Source organism: Clostridium sp. MF28, assembly GCF_002969175.1.
In the GTDB taxonomy this organism is placed as follows: Bacteria; Bacillota; Clostridia; order Clostridiales; family Clostridiaceae; genus Clostridium; species Clostridium beijerinckii.
The window spans coordinates 1838413-1855348 of sequence record NZ_CP014331.1; the positions used below are offsets into that span (position 1 = coordinate 1838413).

At 28.0% G+C, this 16936-nt stretch carries 19 protein-coding genes; 6 read left to right on the forward strand and 13 right to left on the reverse strand.

Annotated elements, in window-relative coordinates:
* Positions 1–298: 298 nt before the first annotated feature.
* A complete protein-coding gene (locus AXY43_RS08250) occupies positions 299–799 on the reverse strand; it encodes an AAA family ATPase (RefSeq protein WP_012060144.1) in 501 nt (166 codons plus the stop codon).
* A 366-nt stretch (positions 800–1165) separates the two neighbouring features.
* Here AXY43_RS08250 and AXY43_RS08255 point away from each other — a divergent pair, with 366 nt between their 5' ends.
* On the forward strand, positions 1166–1969 hold the full coding sequence (locus tag AXY43_RS08255) for a CPBP family intramembrane glutamic endopeptidase (protein ID WP_039772841.1): 804 nt from the start codon (positions 1166–1168) through the stop codon (positions 1967–1969).
* Between the two features lie 385 nt (positions 1970–2354).
* Here the strand turns inward: AXY43_RS08255 and fabF are convergent, their stop codons facing one another.
* On the reverse strand, positions 2355–3590 hold the full coding sequence (gene fabF / locus AXY43_RS08260; protein WP_105411398.1) for a beta-ketoacyl-ACP synthase II: 1236 nt from the start codon (positions 3588–3590) through the stop codon (positions 2355–2357).
* Between the two features lie 303 nt (positions 3591–3893).
* On the opposite strand from fabF, the gene AXY43_RS08265 reads away from it, so the two are divergent.
* Positions 3894–4787 (forward strand): AraC family transcriptional regulator, encoded by an 894-nt coding sequence (locus tag AXY43_RS08265; protein ID WP_023973011.1) that lies wholly within the window; start codon positions 3894–3896, stop codon positions 4785–4787.
* Between the two features lie 109 nt (positions 4788–4896).
* On the forward strand, positions 4897–5538 hold the full coding sequence (locus AXY43_RS08270; protein WP_105411399.1) for a hypothetical protein: 642 nt from the start codon (positions 4897–4899) through the stop codon (positions 5536–5538).
* A 335-nt stretch (positions 5539–5873) separates the two neighbouring features.
* Here AXY43_RS08270 and AXY43_RS08275 read toward each other — a convergent pair whose 3' ends face one another.
* The gene (locus AXY43_RS08275; protein WP_017208981.1) at positions 5874–7166 is read right to left on the reverse strand and encodes a hemolysin family protein; all 1293 of its coding nucleotides are present in this window, start codon (positions 7164–7166) and stop codon (positions 5874–5876) included.
* Positions 7167–7413: 247 nt separating this feature from the next.
* Positions 7414–7572 carry an aspartyl-phosphate phosphatase Spo0E family protein gene (locus tag AXY43_RS08280; protein WP_017208982.1) on the reverse strand — a complete coding sequence of 53 codons (159 nt, stop codon included), beginning with the start codon at positions 7570–7572 and terminating at the stop codon, positions 7414–7416.
* 135 nt (positions 7573–7707) lie between these two features.
* Between AXY43_RS08280 and AXY43_RS08285 the strand changes: the two genes are divergently transcribed.
* Positions 7708–7923 (forward strand): helix-turn-helix domain-containing protein, encoded by a 216-nt coding sequence (locus AXY43_RS08285; RefSeq protein WP_023973012.1) that lies wholly within the window; start codon positions 7708–7710, stop codon positions 7921–7923.
* 134 nt (positions 7924–8057) lie between these two features.
* The gene (locus AXY43_RS08290; protein WP_105411400.1) at positions 8058–9104 is read left to right on the forward strand and encodes a substrate-binding domain-containing protein; all 1047 of its coding nucleotides are present in this window, start codon (positions 8058–8060) and stop codon (positions 9102–9104) included.
* 82 nt (positions 9105–9186) lie between these two features.
* Here AXY43_RS08290 and AXY43_RS08295 read toward each other — a convergent pair whose 3' ends face one another.
* The gene (locus AXY43_RS08295; protein ID WP_105411401.1) at positions 9187–9648 is read right to left on the reverse strand and encodes a hypothetical protein; all 462 of its coding nucleotides are present in this window, start codon (positions 9646–9648) and stop codon (positions 9187–9189) included.
* A 464-nt stretch (positions 9649–10112) separates the two neighbouring features.
* Between AXY43_RS08295 and AXY43_RS08300 the strand changes: the two genes are divergently transcribed.
* Positions 10113–10439, forward strand: coding sequence for a hypothetical protein (locus tag AXY43_RS08300; protein WP_023973015.1), 327 nt, complete (start codon positions 10113–10115; stop codon positions 10437–10439).
* 28 nt (positions 10440–10467) lie between these two features.
* Here the strand turns inward: AXY43_RS08300 and lepB are convergent, their stop codons facing one another.
* The 8 genes from lepB to AXY43_RS08340 all read right to left on the reverse strand — a co-directional run bounded on the left by lepB (position 10468) and on the right by AXY43_RS08340 (position 16912).
* A complete protein-coding gene (gene lepB, locus AXY43_RS08305; RefSeq protein WP_023973016.1) occupies positions 10468–11010 on the reverse strand; it encodes a signal peptidase I in 543 nt (180 codons plus the stop codon).
* 283 nt (positions 11011–11293) lie between these two features.
* Positions 11294–12109, reverse strand: a complete 816-nt coding sequence (locus AXY43_RS08310) for an alpha/beta fold hydrolase (RefSeq protein WP_023973017.1) — start codon at positions 12107–12109, stop codon at positions 11294–11296.
* Between the two features lie 136 nt (positions 12110–12245).
* Positions 12246–13970: a bifunctional diguanylate cyclase/phosphohydrolase gene (locus tag AXY43_RS08315; RefSeq protein WP_039772018.1), complete on the reverse strand. Its 1725-nt coding sequence runs from the start codon at positions 13968–13970 to the stop codon at positions 12246–12248.
* Positions 13971–14028: 58 nt separating this feature from the next.
* Entirely contained in the window at positions 14029–14154 is a 126-nt protein-coding gene (locus AXY43_RS08320; RefSeq protein WP_039772020.1) for a cyclic lactone autoinducer peptide, read from the reverse strand.
* A gap of 48 nt (positions 14155–14202) precedes the next feature.
* Positions 14203–14814 carry an accessory gene regulator ArgB-like protein gene (locus AXY43_RS08325; RefSeq protein ID WP_039772022.1) on the reverse strand — a complete coding sequence of 204 codons (612 nt, stop codon included), beginning with the start codon at positions 14812–14814 and terminating at the stop codon, positions 14203–14205.
* On the reverse strand, positions 14807–15265 hold the full coding sequence (locus AXY43_RS08330; protein ID WP_039772024.1) for a hypothetical protein: 459 nt from the start codon (positions 15263–15265) through the stop codon (positions 14807–14809). Before AXY43_RS08330 ends, AXY43_RS08325 begins: the two co-directional genes overlap by 8 nt.
* The gene (locus AXY43_RS08335) at positions 15243–15809 is read right to left on the reverse strand and encodes a DUF5317 family protein (RefSeq protein WP_023973022.1); all 567 of its coding nucleotides are present in this window, start codon (positions 15807–15809) and stop codon (positions 15243–15245) included. The genes AXY43_RS08330 and AXY43_RS08335 overlap by 23 nt, the downstream gene beginning before the upstream one ends.
* A gap of 242 nt (positions 15810–16051) precedes the next feature.
* Positions 16052–16912 (reverse strand): putative RNA methyltransferase, encoded by an 861-nt coding sequence (locus AXY43_RS08340; RefSeq protein ID WP_023973023.1) that lies wholly within the window; start codon positions 16910–16912, stop codon positions 16052–16054.
* Positions 16913–16936: the final 24 nt, after the last annotated feature.

Genomic DNA, 16936 nt, shown 5'->3' on the forward strand with positions numbered 1-16936 from the left:
AAACCTTGACTCTACAAAGGACTACCCCCTATATATTTTTTCGGAATATCATAGTATTATTAAAAATATTATTAATCAAAAGCCTTGTTTTTTACATTTTTTTCATAATTATTATAATAATTTTAACATTATTTATCTATATTTAAATTTTATAGTTTTACAAAAAAATATAGGTGGATAATCCACCTATAAAATATTAATATAAGAAAGTTAAGTATTAGTTAATGGGGTATCTACACAGTATACATTTTTTTCCCTAAATATATTCCATGTCATCAAAAATAAATAATATTTATTTTTAAATAATTTTCATTATTTTATCTACAGTTTCCAATACAGAAATGTTGCTTGTATCAATCTTTTTAGTTGACATTTCTTTATATAAATCAAGACGTTCAACACTTCTACTTACGCACTCTTCATCCCTTAACTTTAACTTTACATCTCCTAAAATTCTCTTCTTTAGAGCATCTTCATCACAAATTAAAGTTATCTTGATAATCTCAAAATTCAAATCATTTAACGGTTCTAATATATCATCAAAAATTTCTTCCATATGTATAACCCAATTAAAAATAATATATTCTAATGATGAATTAGTAAGAAAGCTTCTCAGTAAATAATTTATATTATTTATAACCATTTTCTTATTTTCCTCATTAACTACGAAAGGATTTATCATCCAGCACCAATCCCCATCAAGCCATACTGAATTTTTTAACTTTTTATTTAACTCTCTACAGGTTGCACTTTTTCCAACCCCCATAGTTCCATTTATTATTATCACTTTTTTCTTCATAGCTCTCTCCTTTTTATAATGTCCAATTCACACGGACTAATATGGTACATCTTTAGAATGACTTCTTTTATGATCCCATATTTATAATAACACTATCCACTTAATTGTTAAATATACCCTTTTTATCATATATATTCAATAACCATTAGTGCATTGACTATAAAAAATTTTTGCTTCTTAATAATAAAACTCAAAAAATATAGTTTCTAATGCAACATTTCATGTTTTTCATATAATATTCCAACATTGCCACATAATATTCTAAACTATATGATATAATAATTAATCAAAGTTATTTATTTTACGAAACAAAATATAATTATATCGAAGAACTAAAACAATTATGTTTTTAAAAGGAGCTTAAAAATGAAATACGAAAAAATATTCCTATCAATCACTTTTTTATTAACTTATTTTATAAGTATAATACTTTTACCGAAAGGTTTTATTGGAGCCTTAACTATTATAATGGTTATTCCAGCTTTCGCTGCTATAATTTCGATATTAATGGAATCAAGGTCATTAAAAGTATTACTAAATCCCTTTACTTACAAAATCACATTGAAGGGCTTAATTTTCGCTATTGCATTTCCATTAATTGTGATCTTTCTATGCGGGTCATCTGCATATTTAACTAAACAAGGTGTATTATCAGAAAATATATCGTACATATTTCTCGATTCTATAAAGATTACTTTGATCTCTTTAACACTTTTTATAGCTGGATTATTTGAAGAGTATGGTTGGAGAGGTTACCTTTTACCTCGTCTTTTAAAAAGATATAGTATTAAAAGAACAAATTTTATAATGGGTATCATTTGGTCATTATACTATGTTCCAGCATTCTTTATTCTAAATATGCATTTTGGTTTACCTAACGCAGTTACATATGTAGTTTTGCAATGTGCAGCTATTTTTGCGTTGAACTATTGCTTTACTTATCTTTATACAATGTCACCAAATGTAATTTTACCAAGTATAATGCACATATTATGGAATAATATAAACATAGCCACACTTGGCTACTCTTATAATAATGTTTCTTATGGATTTATTATTGGTAATGTAAAAATTATTAATGGGGAAGGATTATTAGGGTTAATTTTTTTAAGCATATTTGCAATTTACGCTCACAGAAAATTTTCCAATCATCCGAGTTTAAATATATAGCTATCTAAAATTAGCTTAATCATAGCATGTCACTCAAAAAGCAGTATAACTCCATACTCTATAATATCATTATAGACTATAGCATATATGGTTGTGTTCTTTAAAACTCTGACCTAATATCTCTAGTCTTAAATCTAGTTTTCTTAAAGAATTAAAGATAGGTCGAGCAACGCTCTACCTATCTTTAATTCTGTTTTTCAGATTATTATGTTTGAATTGTTTTGCTTATGTCTACATTATCATATTATAACAAAATAATCCATATTTTCTTATGCATTTGTAAAATCTCACAAAAATAATGAACTATCAACAATTTTAATGTAAAAGTCGCTACTAGAGCTTCTTTAAATAAGACAAGCTAACTCAACCCGTTATATCACTTAAACTAATTAAATGCCTTTAAAACTAAAGTTGCATTGTGTCCCCCAAAACCGAAGGAATTACTCAAAGCATAAGTAAATTCCAGATTCTTTCCTTCATTAGGTACATAGTTTAAATCACAATCAGGATCTTGATTTTTGTAATTTATTGTTGGAGGGATAAATCCTTCTCTTAGAGCACATGCTGTTATAATCGCCTCTATAGCACCTGAAGCTCCTAACAGATGACCCGTCATTGATTTTGTTGAGCTTATAGCAAGTTCATACGCATGTTTCCCAAAAACAGATTTTACAGCCATAGTTTCATTTTTGTCATTTGCTTTTGTTGATGTTCCATGAGCGTTTATATATCCTATATCGGAAGGTGTAATCTTTGCGTCTCCAAGCGCAATTTTCATACATCTTGCAGCCCCCTCCCCTCCTTCAGCCGGAGCAGTTATATGGAACGCATCATTAGTGCACCCATATCCAACTATTTCGGCAATTATATTAGCTCCTCTATTTAAAGCATGCTCATATTCTTCAAGTATAAGAACACCCGAACCTTCTCCAAGTACAAATCCATTTCTTTCTGAATCAAACGGCCTAGATGCAGTAGCCGGATCATGATTTGTTGTCATAGCTTTAATTGCACAAAAACCCGCTAAAGTTAGTTTCGTTACACAAGCCTCTGCTCCACCAGCAATCATTATATCTGCATCATTTCTTTGAATTACTTTAAATGCGTTCCCAACTGCATTTGTTGAAGTTGCACACGCTGTAACAGTACATTCATTATAACCTTTAGCTCCAAATTTTATAGCAACAAGTCCTGAAGCCATATTAGCTATCATCATTGGTACTAAAAACGGACTTACTCTTCTAGGACCTCTTTCTTTCAATTCATCATACTGACTTTCTAAAGTCCCAATTCCTCCTATGCCGCTACCAATTATTACTCCCATACGTTCTTTATTTATTTTTTCCAAATTAAGTGCCGAATCTTCCATAGCCATTTGAGCTGATGCTAGAGCAAATTGTGCAAATCTATCCATTCTTTTAACTTCTTTTTTATCAATAAAGCTACTTGGATCAAAATCTTTTACTTGAGATGCAACTTTGGTAGGTAAATCAGAAACATCTATTCCCTCAATCATACTAATTCCAGACTTTCCATCCTTTATTGAGTTCCAAAGCTTATCTGCTCCAATTCCAAGTGATGTAACTGCTCCAATCCCTGTAATAACTACTCTTCTACTCATACTAAACCTCCTACTTTCCGTAACCAATACAGTATAATTCTTTCTAATTTACAAAGTATTTACTTTATAACTTTTAATCGATATAATAAATCTAAACAATTTAAAATCATCTTTCAATATGATTTTATATGTAAATTGTTAATTAAAATGAACAGATATTGCTTTTTTAATGTCCGATATATTTCCAAAATGAATAAATTGATATATTTAATTTTGTTCAGCATCAAATATATTACATAAAATTATTGCCTTATTATTTTTCATTTATCTCAATAACTATTTTTTAGAAAAGGTGTTTAAAATATGAAAGACTTAAAAGAAACTATTATTGAAACTGTAGATTATATTGAAGATAACCTCTATAATAAGATTTCTTTGGCTGACATCTCACTACATACAGGAATATCAAAATATTATCTACACAGAATCTTTAAATCTTTAACCGGCGAATCTATTATGGAATATGTTCAAGGTCGAAAATTAACATCTAGCCTTAACGAATTAATTAATACAACTATGCGAATTATAGATATTGCTCTTGAGTACGGTTTTGATTATGAACAATCATATATTAGAGCATTTAAAAAATGTTTTGGACATACGCCTCTTAAAATTAGATCCGATAAGATTTCTTTGAGTTTAATACTTAAAGAAAAAATTAATTGCAATGATATCTTATCCATAGGTAATTCTATTACATATAATCCTCAATTTGTCTTTAAACAAAAATTCAATTTGATTGGGATAAAGCATAAGATATTAAGCAAATCTGGTGATAAAAGCGCAAATTCATATGGTCGAGATTTCTTCTATAATCATAAGCATAAAATTAATAATTTGATAAACCCACATGAATACTTTGGTTTTACAGATTGGGGTAGTGATGACTTCATATATTACATTCCAAGTGTCCAAGTTTCTGATATAAATACTATACCTGAAGGAATGATTAGTATTTCTATACCAGCTCATAAATATGTAGTGTTCCGTTTTGTTGGATTCTTTCGCCCTGACGATCTTAACGGAAGACATTTAGGCCGTTTATTAGTCCAGTTATATAGAAAATGGATTTTTAAGTCTGGCTATAAATTTGCTGCCACCTTCAGGTTTGAATATATAGACAATTCAAGGTCCAAAGACAATTACTGTGAGCTATATGTATATCAGCCAATAGAAGATCTAAAAAGAGAAAACTAGACTCGTATTTACTAATTTAAATTAATAAATACGAGTCTAGTTTTCTTAGCTTCTGAATATCATATATTAACAATGTAATTAACTTTTATAATTATAAGGGAGCAATTTTATGGTATTATTTTTGTTATTAGTTTGTGGATTTTGTTGGTCGATTGTTTATGTAAAATTAATTCATTTAGGTTTTAGATATAAAGCTTGCGGAATTCCACTTATTGCATTAGCTCTTAATTTTGCTTGGGAAAGTGTCAATTCTTATTTCGATTTAAAAGATAATATATTAAATATTACAACTTATATCACTTTAATTTGGCTATGCTTAGACATTTTAGTCATCTTAACTTACCTATTATATGGGAAGCGCTATTTCCCAAAACATACAAATAAAGAATACTTCTGGCCATGGACTTTGATTATATTTATAATGTCTTTTGTTATCCAATATTTCTTTATCATAGAATTTGGTGATTTAGCTAAATTCTATTCCGCTTTTATCCAAAACCTCATAATGTCTATATCATTCATAATAATGCTTGTCGGTAGACCCGATATAAAGGGACAAAGTTTAACTATAGCTATTAATAAATGTATTGGTACCTTAGCAGCTACAATCTCATCTAGCATTATTTTGCATAGTGGATTAATCATTACTTTAGGAATTTTCTGTTTTATATTTGATACTGCATATATATACTTTTTAAGTCATATAAAACGATTGCATTCTGATTTTCTTAAATCATCCACAAAAATATAATTCAATAAAAGATAAAGCACCATTAGCGGTGTCTTTATCTTTCATTCAATATATCCAAACGATTTGAACACATTATATTTATCCAATTTATTTCTTGAAACTCTTTCACAAATTTAACCATTTCCTATTCACTGCTGAATAAAAATCATCTTGAATTCTTAATTTAACCTTAAATAAATTTATAGCTTTAATTCTTTGAAAACAAGATGATATGCAGCTCTGGTTACGAATATTTTTATACCTATGCCTTATTGAACGTATGTAAGAAAAATTTAGCAAACAAATAAAAAAACAGCACTCAGATATGTAGAAATATCTAAAAGCACTGTTTTAAATTATTCACTTAAATTTTTAATTAATACTTGATTTATTCTTTTTCTATCGCATTTTAAAATTATAAATTCATACTTGTCATAATTTATCTTTTCTTTAGGTTTTGGATATGACTTCAATTGAGAGTAAATCCATCCACCAATAGTATCAATATTTTCAGCTTCAATATTAGTATCTAAAAGTTCGTTGATATCTCCGATTAAAACTTTACCATCAACTACATAGCTACCATTATCAGTCTCTCTTATTTCCTCTTCTCCGTCATCATCAAATTCATCTTGAATTTCACCAACAATTTCTTCTAAGATATCTTCGGTAGTCACAAGCCCTGCTGTACCACCAAACTCATCTATAATTATTGCCATTTGAGCTTTTTCCTTTTTGAAAGTTTTAAACAATTCACTAATTGATAATGATTCGGGAACAAATTTAATTTCTCTAATAATTCCTTCTATGTTATCATTGCCTTCAAATTTAAGTTTATATAAGTCCTTAATATGTATGAATCCAATTACATTATCTTTACTATCTCTACATACAGGATATCTAGTCAGCTGTTCCTCTAAAGCATAATTTATAATTTCATCAAAAGTATCTTCAATAAAAATACATGCCATATCAGTACGCGGTATCATAATATCCCTTACTGTTTTTTCCGAAAAGTCAAATATGTTATCTACAAAAGTTAATTCCGTTTGGTCTATTAATCCATGTTTATAGCTATCTTCAACTAAAAGCTTTATTTCCTCATCCGTATGAGCTGCTTCTTGCTCATTAATTTGTGAAATTCCAAATATCTTTAAAACCAAATTAGTACTATGGTTAAAAGTCCACATTATCGGATAAGTCAATCTATAAAAAGCTATAAGCGGCAAAGCTGTATACATTGCAATATTTTCCGTGTTTATAATTGCCAATGATTTAGGTGCCAATTCTCCAAGTACAATATGAAGACCAGTTATAATTGAAAATCCTAAAACCACTGAAATTGAATGCAATGTTATTTCCGGCAAATTAAATAGATTTATTAAAGGTCTTAACATCTCTGCAAATGCTGGTTCTCCAACCCAACCAAGTCCTAATGACGCTAAAGTTATTCCTAATTGACATGCAGATAAATACGAATTCAAATCTTTAACAACTTTTAATGTATGTTTTGCATTTCTGTTCCCTTCCATTGCCAATGTTTCTATCCTTGATTTTCTTACCTTTACCATTGCAAATTCTGTTGCTACAAAAAAACCATTCATAAATACAAGCAAAATTACAATAATAACATTTAATATTATAATCATATATTGATAGTTTCCCTCCCAATTTATTGTATGTATACTACTATATAATACTATTTTAAATACTAATTAACATTATAACATATATTGTTTAATAAGTTAGAGTATAAACAATTAATAATTCATTTTATTTTATATTCTCCATTCTCCAATTAATTAAACCCTACTATTTTTCTCACTAAAACAAAATCTGTATACACTTATGAGGAATGACTTTTTATCGAGTTTGTCCATTTAAGTTCATTTTTATCTACTCTTTATCTATACCTTCAACATCTGTTTTCATAGCTTCAACTATATAAATATCCAACTTCTGACTTAACTTTAAAATTTTATTATAGTCCAGCCTTTCACTAATTATTTTATTTAATTCATCCCTTAATTCTTCAATTTCTTTCTTTTTGTCCATACCGTACCTCCAATAAAATACTTTTTAGCTATATATTGTATTTAAAGCCATTAATAATTACATTATATAACAAATATTGTTTACTACCAGGAAACTTTCGACTTTTTTCGGAAGCTATAAAATGAGGTGATAAGTATGTTAAAGAGAAAAAGAAGAGAATTAAATTTAACTCAGTCGAAATTGGCAAAAAAATTAGGAATCAGCAAAAGTTATTTATCTAAGTTAGAAAAACATCCCTCCCTTTGCAATCCTAATATTAATTTTATTTTAAAATTATCGAAAGAATTAAACCTAGATCCTACAGAAATTTTTTTATATTTTATAGAAAGCAAAAATTCTTTTATTAAATAAAAATTATATAACTATTATCATATACACTTCTTACAGATCATATCTAATAAATTGCATTAACAAAATAGAGTATATTTTTTTTACTAAAACACAACATAAAACTATTAATTATATTAAGAACCCGGAGGCTTCAAATGAAGGTATTAAAAAAAATAATAATTTTTACTACTATATTAACATTATTTATCGTTACATCATTAAATATAGTAAAAAATAATATATATGCAAACGCACAAATTAAATCAGAAAAAACTATAAAAATAGTAGTACTTCTCTCTTCATTTAATGATGCTTATATTTCTTTGATTAAAGATAACTTAGAAAGAATCCAAAAAGAAAACGCTAACAATCTAGAATTTATATTTCTTGATGGGAAGAATAATACAGACATACAAAACGAACTTATAACTTCAACACTTTCAACAGATTTTGATCTTTTATTAGCTAACTTAGTTAATTTAGATGCAAATAATATAGACTCATTTATTAACAAAGTAAAGTCAAAAAATATTCCTGTACTTTTATTCAATATAGTTCCATTTGTAACAACTTCAATAAAATCCTATCCCAAAGCTCTTGTAATAGCTACATCAGCTGAACAATCCGGAATTCTACAAGGAGATTTAATCGTTAATGCATGGAAAAGCAATAAAGCAGCTATGGATAAAAACAAAGACAATATTCTTCAATATATTATGTTAACAGAAAAAAACAATAGCACACTAACTACTGCAAGAACAAGGTATTCTATATCAACAATTAATAAATCTGGAATAAAAACAGAGGAACTTTCCAGAATATCTTCAGAAGGAACTAAAGAAGCTGCTCAAATGATTATGGAGTCGACGTTTCTAAAGTATGGTGATAAAATTGAAGCTATAATTGCAAATAATGATACTTTAGCTATAGGAGCCATTAATGCTTTGCAAAAATATGGTTATAATATAGGTAATAAATCAATACCAGTTGTTGGTGTTGATGCAATACCAGAGGCTAGAGAATTAATTAAAAAAGGTTCTATGCTCGGTACTGTTATCCAAGATCCATCTGAGATGGCAGAAGCTCTTTATAAAGTTGGAATGAATTTAATTTATAATAGACCACCGCTTAGTAATACGAACTATAAGTTCAACGAAACCGACTTTGTAGTAGAAATGCCTTACAGAGAATATAAAGAATGAATAAATTTGAAATTATTAATACACTCATTCATATGATATTAAGAGTAGCCAAATGGCTACTCTTAATTAAGTTATAAACTTATTATTCTTCATCTTTATTAGCAACTGTTTCTGCTTCATTTAAATTTGAATTACTACTTGAAGTAAGTAGTGATTCAAATCTCCTTAATTCACTTTTTAGTTTCTCATTTTCCTCTTGTAACTTAGAATTAATATCATTCAATTCCTTAATTACTTTTGCATTACCAAATGTAAAATCTTTGCCTAGATTTAAATTCTCAAGTATATTTTGTTTTAATTCCTCAATATCCTCTTTTTTTAATTCTGGAAATTTAGATATTAAAGTATTATCAAACTTGTCTATTTTTAATTTTAGTACATTCTCAATTGTACTTGAAATTCCAAATTCCTCATCAATCATATCCCAAATTTCTCGTGCTTTTGAAATATAATCTGAATGTTTTGATAATTCCTCCTTCAATCCAGGTTTATTAAATCTGTTAGTAAGAATCTTCTCCACTGGCTTTAAAATTGCTTTTAACATTATATACTTCCTTCAATATTATTTTATAACACATATTATGAAATACCGACCTTAAAATCCACTTTTCTTATGATAATATAATATAAATAATTTTTAGTGAATGTTAAATTAAAATTTTTTATAAACTATACCATGACATTAGTATTTATTAAGAAGGTACAAAAAAAGATGCGGCCCAACTTAGCCGCATCTATATTTATAAGAGATTATGAGATTATTAAGGTTTTATATAATTTGAGACATACTCTTTTGTACACTTATATATTAACATAATCCGACAAAATATTCTATTGTTTTTATTATATTTTTATAAATTTAATATTTAAGTATAATAAATAACGATTTTGCAAAATATATTTAATGCATTAATCTCTATTCCTCTAATTAACTTAATTAAAGACGCAGCCAGTATTTTATTGGCTGCGTTTAAAAAATTATAACTGCATTAAAGCGAGGTATAAATAATGAAAATAAAAAACTTCTTAGCAACTCTCTTAATATTTTTTATCTTTACTATAAGCAATGCTAATGCAACGATTACAATAGCAAATACTTACAAGCAAGGTATATATAAAATTTCTGAAAGCAGCAAGGAAAATTATACTGCAAAACTTATAACTCCTAATAACATTACAAGTTTAATTGTTATAGATCCTGATGGAGATATAAAATTTTTTAAGAGATTCGATACAGTCAATGAAACGATTAACTTAGGTCCTATGGTTAAAGGTGATATAGTATCAATAATCGGTAATGGAGAAATAGCTGCTAATTTTATAAGTATAAGTTAAAACCACTCTCTCGAGTGGTTTTCTTAAATTATTTTAGCATTCCAAAATCTTTAAAAGGATAAAATATAAACTGAGCCTTTCCTTCTATTTTAGAGCTGTCTATATAGTGTTCTTTCCAATACCTTGCATCTAATGATACAGGTCTGTTATCTCCTAAGAAAAAATACTTTCCTTGTGGTACTTCGAACGATCCATTATAATCATCCTTATTTTTCACATAATCTTCTTCCAATTTTTCTCCATTTACAAATACTATCCCATTTTTTATATCTATCTTATCTCCTGGCAAACCTATTAATCTCTTTACTAAAGTTTCTTTAAGTTCATCTGAATAAAATACAATTACGTTTCCTCTTTTTAGATTATCAAAGTTATGTATTCTTGTTACTAAAATTTTATCATTTAAATTTATAGTTGGAATCATTGATCCTGTTGGCACATATACATTAAAAAATACAAACTGTCTTAGTAAAAACGCTATTACTAAAGCACAAAATATTGGTATTATCCAATCTTTAACAAAATCACTTTTCTTCTTACCTTTTTCTTCTATTTTAGTACTTTCTTCCAAAGCATATCATCCTTCCTAGATTATAATTAATATTTCTGCTTTTACTATATATATACAGATTAATTTAGTAACCATTTATTTAACTTACCAATAAAATAAGAATTAGTCAAGTTTACTTACGTTATATTAATCATCATAAAAGAAAATATAAGGTACTATTCTAAACAATATATATTCTTTAGAATTTGTAACCTTATAAAAAATATAATTTCTATATCATATTCCTATCTTCAACTTAAAATCAAAATATCACTTAATTACAGTCACTTACCTCTCATGAATATTACTGTTCAATGAATTTTGTTAGCTCTTCATTAAATTTTTCTTTTTCATCGTAGAATAATCCATGTCCACTATCAGTGAATGGTATAATTCTGGAATTCTTAATGATTTGCTTTTGAGCTTTAGCCAAAGCAAATAAACAAACTTGGTCATGAATACCATGAAGAATCAATGTCGGAACATTAATTTTTCCAAGATCCGAAAACAAACTTTCTTCACCTAACCAAGTATTAGCAACTTCTGCTGTAGCCCAACCTGCTGCCTGCAATCCAAGCTGAAAGAACCAATTTGAAAAACTCTCTGTAATATGCTTATAGAAAAAAATATCTCCAAAATCTTGAAGCATTTTAGGCCGATCATTATATGTTCCTTTAATTATATCAATAACAGCTTGTTTCTGTAACCCATGAGGAAAATAAGATCTTTGAACAAGGCTTGGTGCTGCTGCTGCACAAAGAACTAACTTAGAAACTTTGTCATTATCATATCTTGACATATATCTAATAGCGATTGCTCCACCTGTAGAATGACCTAACAATGTAAAGTTTTTTAAATTAAGCACCTCCACAACTCTTCTAACATCATCTGCTAATCTATCGTAGTCATACCCCCTGCATGGTTTATCTGATTCGCCAAAACCTCTTTGATCTATCCCAATACACCTATATCCCATTTTAGGAAGGATATTGAACTGGTATTCAAATAATTTATGACTTCCTGGCCAACCATGTAAAAATACAATTGTATTTCTTCCTTCTTCATTAAGATCTTCTACATAAACTTTAACATCTGGTTCTACTTTAATATAGTAACCCATACAAATTGCCTCCATTAATAAACTTTCTTTCTAAAAACAGCTTATTCTTTTACAGCAAATAGGTGAATTACTACTATTAAGTTTCTAAAACTAATATTAACATGCAATTTGATTAAAATAGATATTTATGATTTATTTATATGTGTATTTCTCCTATATCGCTTACGCCTTCTATAAAAGCCTCTCCATCATTCTTTCTCACTATTTCAATGAAAGCTGCCGAAATCTCAGGATCAAATTGTGTCCCGCTGCATTTTTCAAGTTCCTCTGCAGCTTCCTCATAAGTTTTTCTAGTATTATATGGTCTATTTGATGTCATTGCATCAAAACTATCCACAACTGTCAGAATTCTTGCTAGATAAGGTATTTCTTTGCCCTTTAGTTTATTAGGATATCCGTTTCCATCATACCTTTCATGATGGCTTATGATTAAAGGTATGATATCTTTAAGTGAATCTACAGATTTTATAATTTCAACTCCATTAGCAGGATGTTGCTTTAATAATTCCCATTCTTCATCTGTTAATCTCATTTTTTTCATTAACACTTCTTTATTGATGTTAATCTTGCCAATATCATGCATGTAAGCGCCATAAATTAAAATTTCTTTTTCTCTTTTGCTTAATTTGAGTTTATCAGCAATCATTCTACTATACACTACAACTCTTTCTACATGACCATAAGTATATCTATCTTTAGCATTAATAACACTAATCAAGGTTTTTATCGAAGCGACAAGTTCAATATCTTTTTCATCTATATTTTTTTTGATTTCATCTAGAATTGATGTATATGCTTCGACCCTATTCTTATTGAAAAATTTTGCTCTGTATAGTGCATCATCTGCGCTTTTTATTAATTCTATATCATTTCTCGCTTTATATGGATAAACTGATACACCTATTGAAACTGTAACTTTCCCTTTAGGCTGACTTTCTTCACCATAAAAACGTGCACACTCTATTTTTTTTCTTAAATTTTCTGCCACCTGAATTGCTTCTTCCTCATTTGCATCAGGCAGTATTATTGAGAATTCTTCCCCCCCATATCTTGCTGCAATATCTTCCTCTCCTATGTTACTTTTAATAATTTCACCAATTCTTCTAAGAACGTAATCACCTTTTTGATGGCCATGAGTATCGTTATATTGCTTAAAATAATCTATATCTATAAAAATCATGGATACAGGTTTGCTATTCCTATCTCCATTCTTAACTTTCTCTGCTAACGAGTCACAGAAGTATCTATGATTATAAAGTTCAGTAAGTCCATCAATATTTATTAACTCCTCTAACTTTTTAATATGTTCTGCTTCTATCTTTACATAGAATCCCAGGGGCCATGCAGTCAAAATAAATACTCCTGCTAAGATTAAATCATTTTCAAAATATGTATTTACTATTACATTAGGTTCCATAAATATATCCATAGCTAAAATAATTAGAGATGAAATACAGGAAACTATAATACCTTGTTTCATTCCATATTGAATTGTTGTTGTTATTATTATAAACAAATACAAAAATTTATATTGGCTTTCATTTACTCCACATATAAATACAATTATCGAAAACACTATTATAAATACTGCTATTTCGATTTTATTGAATATAGTTCCATGCCTCCATCTAATCTTATTTTTTATTGAAAATGTCCATGCGCAGTAAACTAAAGTTATTATCATTAATGGAGCACAAAGAAATACATATTGATAATAGTAACTAATTTCCCATACTTGCGAGTTAGTATTTTTAATAAACTCTCTACATAAAATTATACCCACGAATAAAAGTGAAGATAATTTTACTACAGATATTATATCATTAACTTGTTTTTTTTTGTCATCTTTTACACGCTTCATATCATATCCCTCATAAATAGTTACAGTGAGACCCAATATGCCGGTCTCACTTTGTAAATTATTCTTCTCTTAAGCACTTAGGCTCTTCTGGCTGATAATGTCCCCATATACATGCAGAAGTAGAAACAATTGATGCGATAAGTGTTGCTGCTGTTGCTACTACCATTAAAATTTTTCGTTTCATTAACTTCACCTCCTTTAAATTAAGTAACCTAGTTTTTTAATGTCCGAACTACCTCAATGCTAAATGTCCAGTTTTAGTTAAAGAAAAAATCTGCCACGACAAGCCTATATAAATACACAAAGAATATGTTAATAAAGTAAGATTCTTTGTTAGCAAATATGACAAAATAAAAATTAATACAATAGTTAAGTAAACGCTCAACGTTATGATAGACACTTTTTTTAGCCTTTTTTTCATTTTATAACTTTTAATTGGTTTTGCCACACTATCAACAGGAGCTAATTTATATATAATATAATACGACCATGCAAATATTATGCTTCCTACCACTATAATCAAAATCAAATCAAAATGTGCATATTTCGCTATTATTCCCATTCCTACACTAACAACAGTTCCTATAATCGCACATTTTTCAGGTGAACTTGCATGAGCTCCCCCTGAGCTTTTCCTTAGCATACTTGTTGTAAATGATACGATAAGTGCTTCAATCATTGCATTGAAAACAATTCCAAATATCATAACTAATGCTATGCAAATCATAATTTGGGCAAAAGCAAATATTCCATAGTTTATTACTGATCTTCTATCATCATTAAGATTTAATTCACGTGCAATATAACCAGAAAATTTTTTGCATATATTCTCAATTTTAAACATCTCTAAGCATTCCTTTTTTTAAATAATAAATTAATGTTATAATTGCAAAACATACTAGAGATGGTAACCCATATATTTCTTTTAATACTGGATTTAGCATTATAACATCCAAACTATTTCTAAACGCAATGTTTAATAGTAGCATATTTAATCCTTCACACATAAATAAAACTATAGTTGTTATTAATGATGACTTTATAGACAAAACCACATCTGCTTTATTTATACTCCACATAATAATAATCATTACAAATATATCAAGTATGGTTGGCACTCCATAATTTATAGGCAGAAGTCGTATTCCATATTCGCATACTGCTAATAATAAACTCGAAATTATATATCTTTTTGAATTAAGTTTTACATTAGATAACGCTATCATTGCTAGTATCAATACAAATGCTTCTGGAACTAACCTAAATATAAATTCAAATACTGTTAATCTCAACATCTTCTTTTCTCCCTTGATTATTAATTTTCTTTAAAGCACTATAAATTACTATAAACACAAATACTCTTATAAATATATCACCTACGCTAAGAATAGTGTATCCTAAGTCTATAAAGTCAGTTAATATCTTTAATTTAGTTTGTGAATCTCCTAATATATGAATATCATTCATTCCTTGAAAATTCTCTAATGAACGTCCTGTAAGGCGTGATAATGATTGGTAAACTGGCATAAATCCACAATTAGTTTTTATTGCAATATCGTTTAATGCGCCGCCTAAAATCATAAAAAGCGATCCAATTATCGAACTTATGTATAATTCATATTTTAATATTAAAAACAAATATGTAATTAAATAAATAGGTGTCAATCTCCCTATGGTTCTTATAATCACATAATTGCCAGAAAAAGTAGCAACTTGTCCAACAAACGTGAATATTTCAAATACAATTAGGGGATAAATAGCCCATGATTTAAATAACGGACATATTTTGTATCCTCTAATTTTTGCTAAAAAAAATGTAAGTAATACTGTTTCTGGCATGTTTCCTCCGTGATCAAATTTACTTTTTTAATTTTCAAATAATAATATGCATCATAATAAAACTAATAATTATGAATTATAAGTAAATTATTATGCACATTAATATATATTATAATACCTATTTTGTACAGTTTCTATATCTTTGCCTACAAAAGGATCAATTTAATATATTAGTTATAAAACTCCTAAGACAAACACTGCCTATATAAGCTTACATTAAATTTAGATTAAGTTTTACTCAATTAAATTTTCTTTTTAAATATACCTATTCTCATATCTATAGTTATAACTAAGGATTCATAATCTTCTAACTTCTCTTTATTCTCTGGTGTAGACTTCCAATAATGAGGTGTCATCTTTAATAAGCTCAATAATTCTTCTTTATTTAATGTTATATCGAATGTTACATTAGCTTCCTCTATATAATCATTTTCTTCTGCATTTGCTTTATAAACTTTATCATTTAAATGAACCTCAGAGTAAATAATATTCCTAAGTTGTATTAAATGATTAGTTCTAGGTAACACTCTAACAAATATTCCATCATCCTTTAAAACTCTATTACACTCATCAATATCTATAGGACTAAATACTGAAATAATACAATCCACTGTTTTATCCCCAAGTGGTATGTTAAAATTGTTTCCAACCGCCCAAATACAATCTTTGTTTAGTTTACTTGCGTATTTTACAGCTTCTTTAGAAACATCTAAGCCATAATAATTAGCCTCAATATTTTTCTTATTCATATAATCTTTTAGGTTTGTTAAGTAATACCCTTCGCCACATCCTAGATCTACAATATTCAATTTGTTGCTGATTTTATCTGACATCCCATCAACTATTATTTCATTTATTTTATCAGACAGTGCTTTATAATATCCTCTAGATAAAAAATCTATTCTTGATAAAACCATTTCTTTTGAATCACCAGGATTCTTACTTCTTTTCTGATTGCTTATTAACAAATTTACATACCCTTCTTTTGCTATATCATATGTATGTTTGTTACTACATCTGTACATCTTATTTGAAATATCCTTGACTAACTTTTCCTTACAAACAGGGCAAAGCAGCATGGTCTCATTTAAAATATCATTCATAAACTTACAACTCTCTTTCCATAT

What these genes read in the sequence shown, in the direction of transcription:
- AXY43_RS08290 (WP_105411400.1), top strand. Translation starts at nt 8,058, where the DNA reads ATGAAGGTATTAAAAAAAATAATAATTTTTACTACTATATTAACATTA.
- AXY43_RS08275 (WP_017208981.1), bottom strand. Translation starts at nt 7,166, where the DNA reads ATGATTATAATATTAAATGTTATTATTGTAATTTTGCTTGTATTTATG.
- AXY43_RS08250 (WP_012060144.1), bottom strand. Translation starts at nt 799, where the DNA reads ATGAAGAAAAAAGTGATAATAATAAATGGAACTATGGGGGTTGGAAAA.
- AXY43_RS08335 (WP_023973022.1), bottom strand. Translation starts at nt 15,809, where the DNA reads ATGCCAGAAACAGTATTACTTACATTTTTTTTAGCAAAAATTAGAGGA.
- AXY43_RS08280 (WP_017208982.1), bottom strand. Translation starts at nt 7,572, where the DNA reads ATGGACAAAAAGAAAGAAATTGAAGAATTAAGGGATGAATTAAATAAA.
- AXY43_RS08300 (WP_023973015.1), top strand. Translation starts at nt 10,113, where the DNA reads ATGAAAATAAAAAACTTCTTAGCAACTCTCTTAATATTTTTTATCTTT.
- AXY43_RS08325 (WP_039772022.1), bottom strand. Translation starts at nt 14,814, where the DNA reads ATGTTTAAAATTGAGAATATATGCAAAAAATTTTCTGGTTATATTGCA.
- AXY43_RS08265 (WP_023973011.1), top strand. Translation starts at nt 3,894, where the DNA reads ATGAAAGACTTAAAAGAAACTATTATTGAAACTGTAGATTATATTGAA.
- fabF (WP_105411398.1), bottom strand. Translation starts at nt 3,590, where the DNA reads ATGAGTAGAAGAGTAGTTATTACAGGGATTGGAGCAGTTACATCACTT.
- AXY43_RS08320 (WP_039772020.1), bottom strand. Translation starts at nt 14,154, where the DNA reads ATGAAACGAAAAATTTTAATGGTAGTAGCAACAGCAGCAACACTTATC.
- AXY43_RS08255 (WP_039772841.1), top strand. Translation starts at nt 1,166, where the DNA reads ATGAAATACGAAAAAATATTCCTATCAATCACTTTTTTATTAACTTAT.
- AXY43_RS08285 (WP_023973012.1), top strand. Translation starts at nt 7,708, where the DNA reads ATGTTAAAGAGAAAAAGAAGAGAATTAAATTTAACTCAGTCGAAATTG.
- AXY43_RS08270 (WP_105411399.1), top strand. Translation starts at nt 4,897, where the DNA reads ATGGTATTATTTTTGTTATTAGTTTGTGGATTTTGTTGGTCGATTGTT.
- AXY43_RS08330 (WP_039772024.1), bottom strand. Translation starts at nt 15,265, where the DNA reads ATGTTGAGATTAACAGTATTTGAATTTATATTTAGGTTAGTTCCAGAA.
- AXY43_RS08295 (WP_105411401.1), bottom strand. Translation starts at nt 9,648, where the DNA reads ATGTTAAAAGCAATTTTAAAGCCAGTGGAGAAGATTCTTACTAACAGA.
- AXY43_RS08340 (WP_023973023.1), bottom strand. Translation starts at nt 16,912, where the DNA reads ATGAATGATATTTTAAATGAGACCATGCTGCTTTGCCCTGTTTGTAAG.
- AXY43_RS08310 (WP_023973017.1), bottom strand. Translation starts at nt 12,109, where the DNA reads ATGGGTTACTATATTAAAGTAGAACCAGATGTTAAAGTTTATGTAGAA.
- AXY43_RS08315 (WP_039772018.1), bottom strand. Translation starts at nt 13,970, where the DNA reads ATGAAGCGTGTAAAAGATGACAAAAAAAAACAAGTTAATGATATAATA.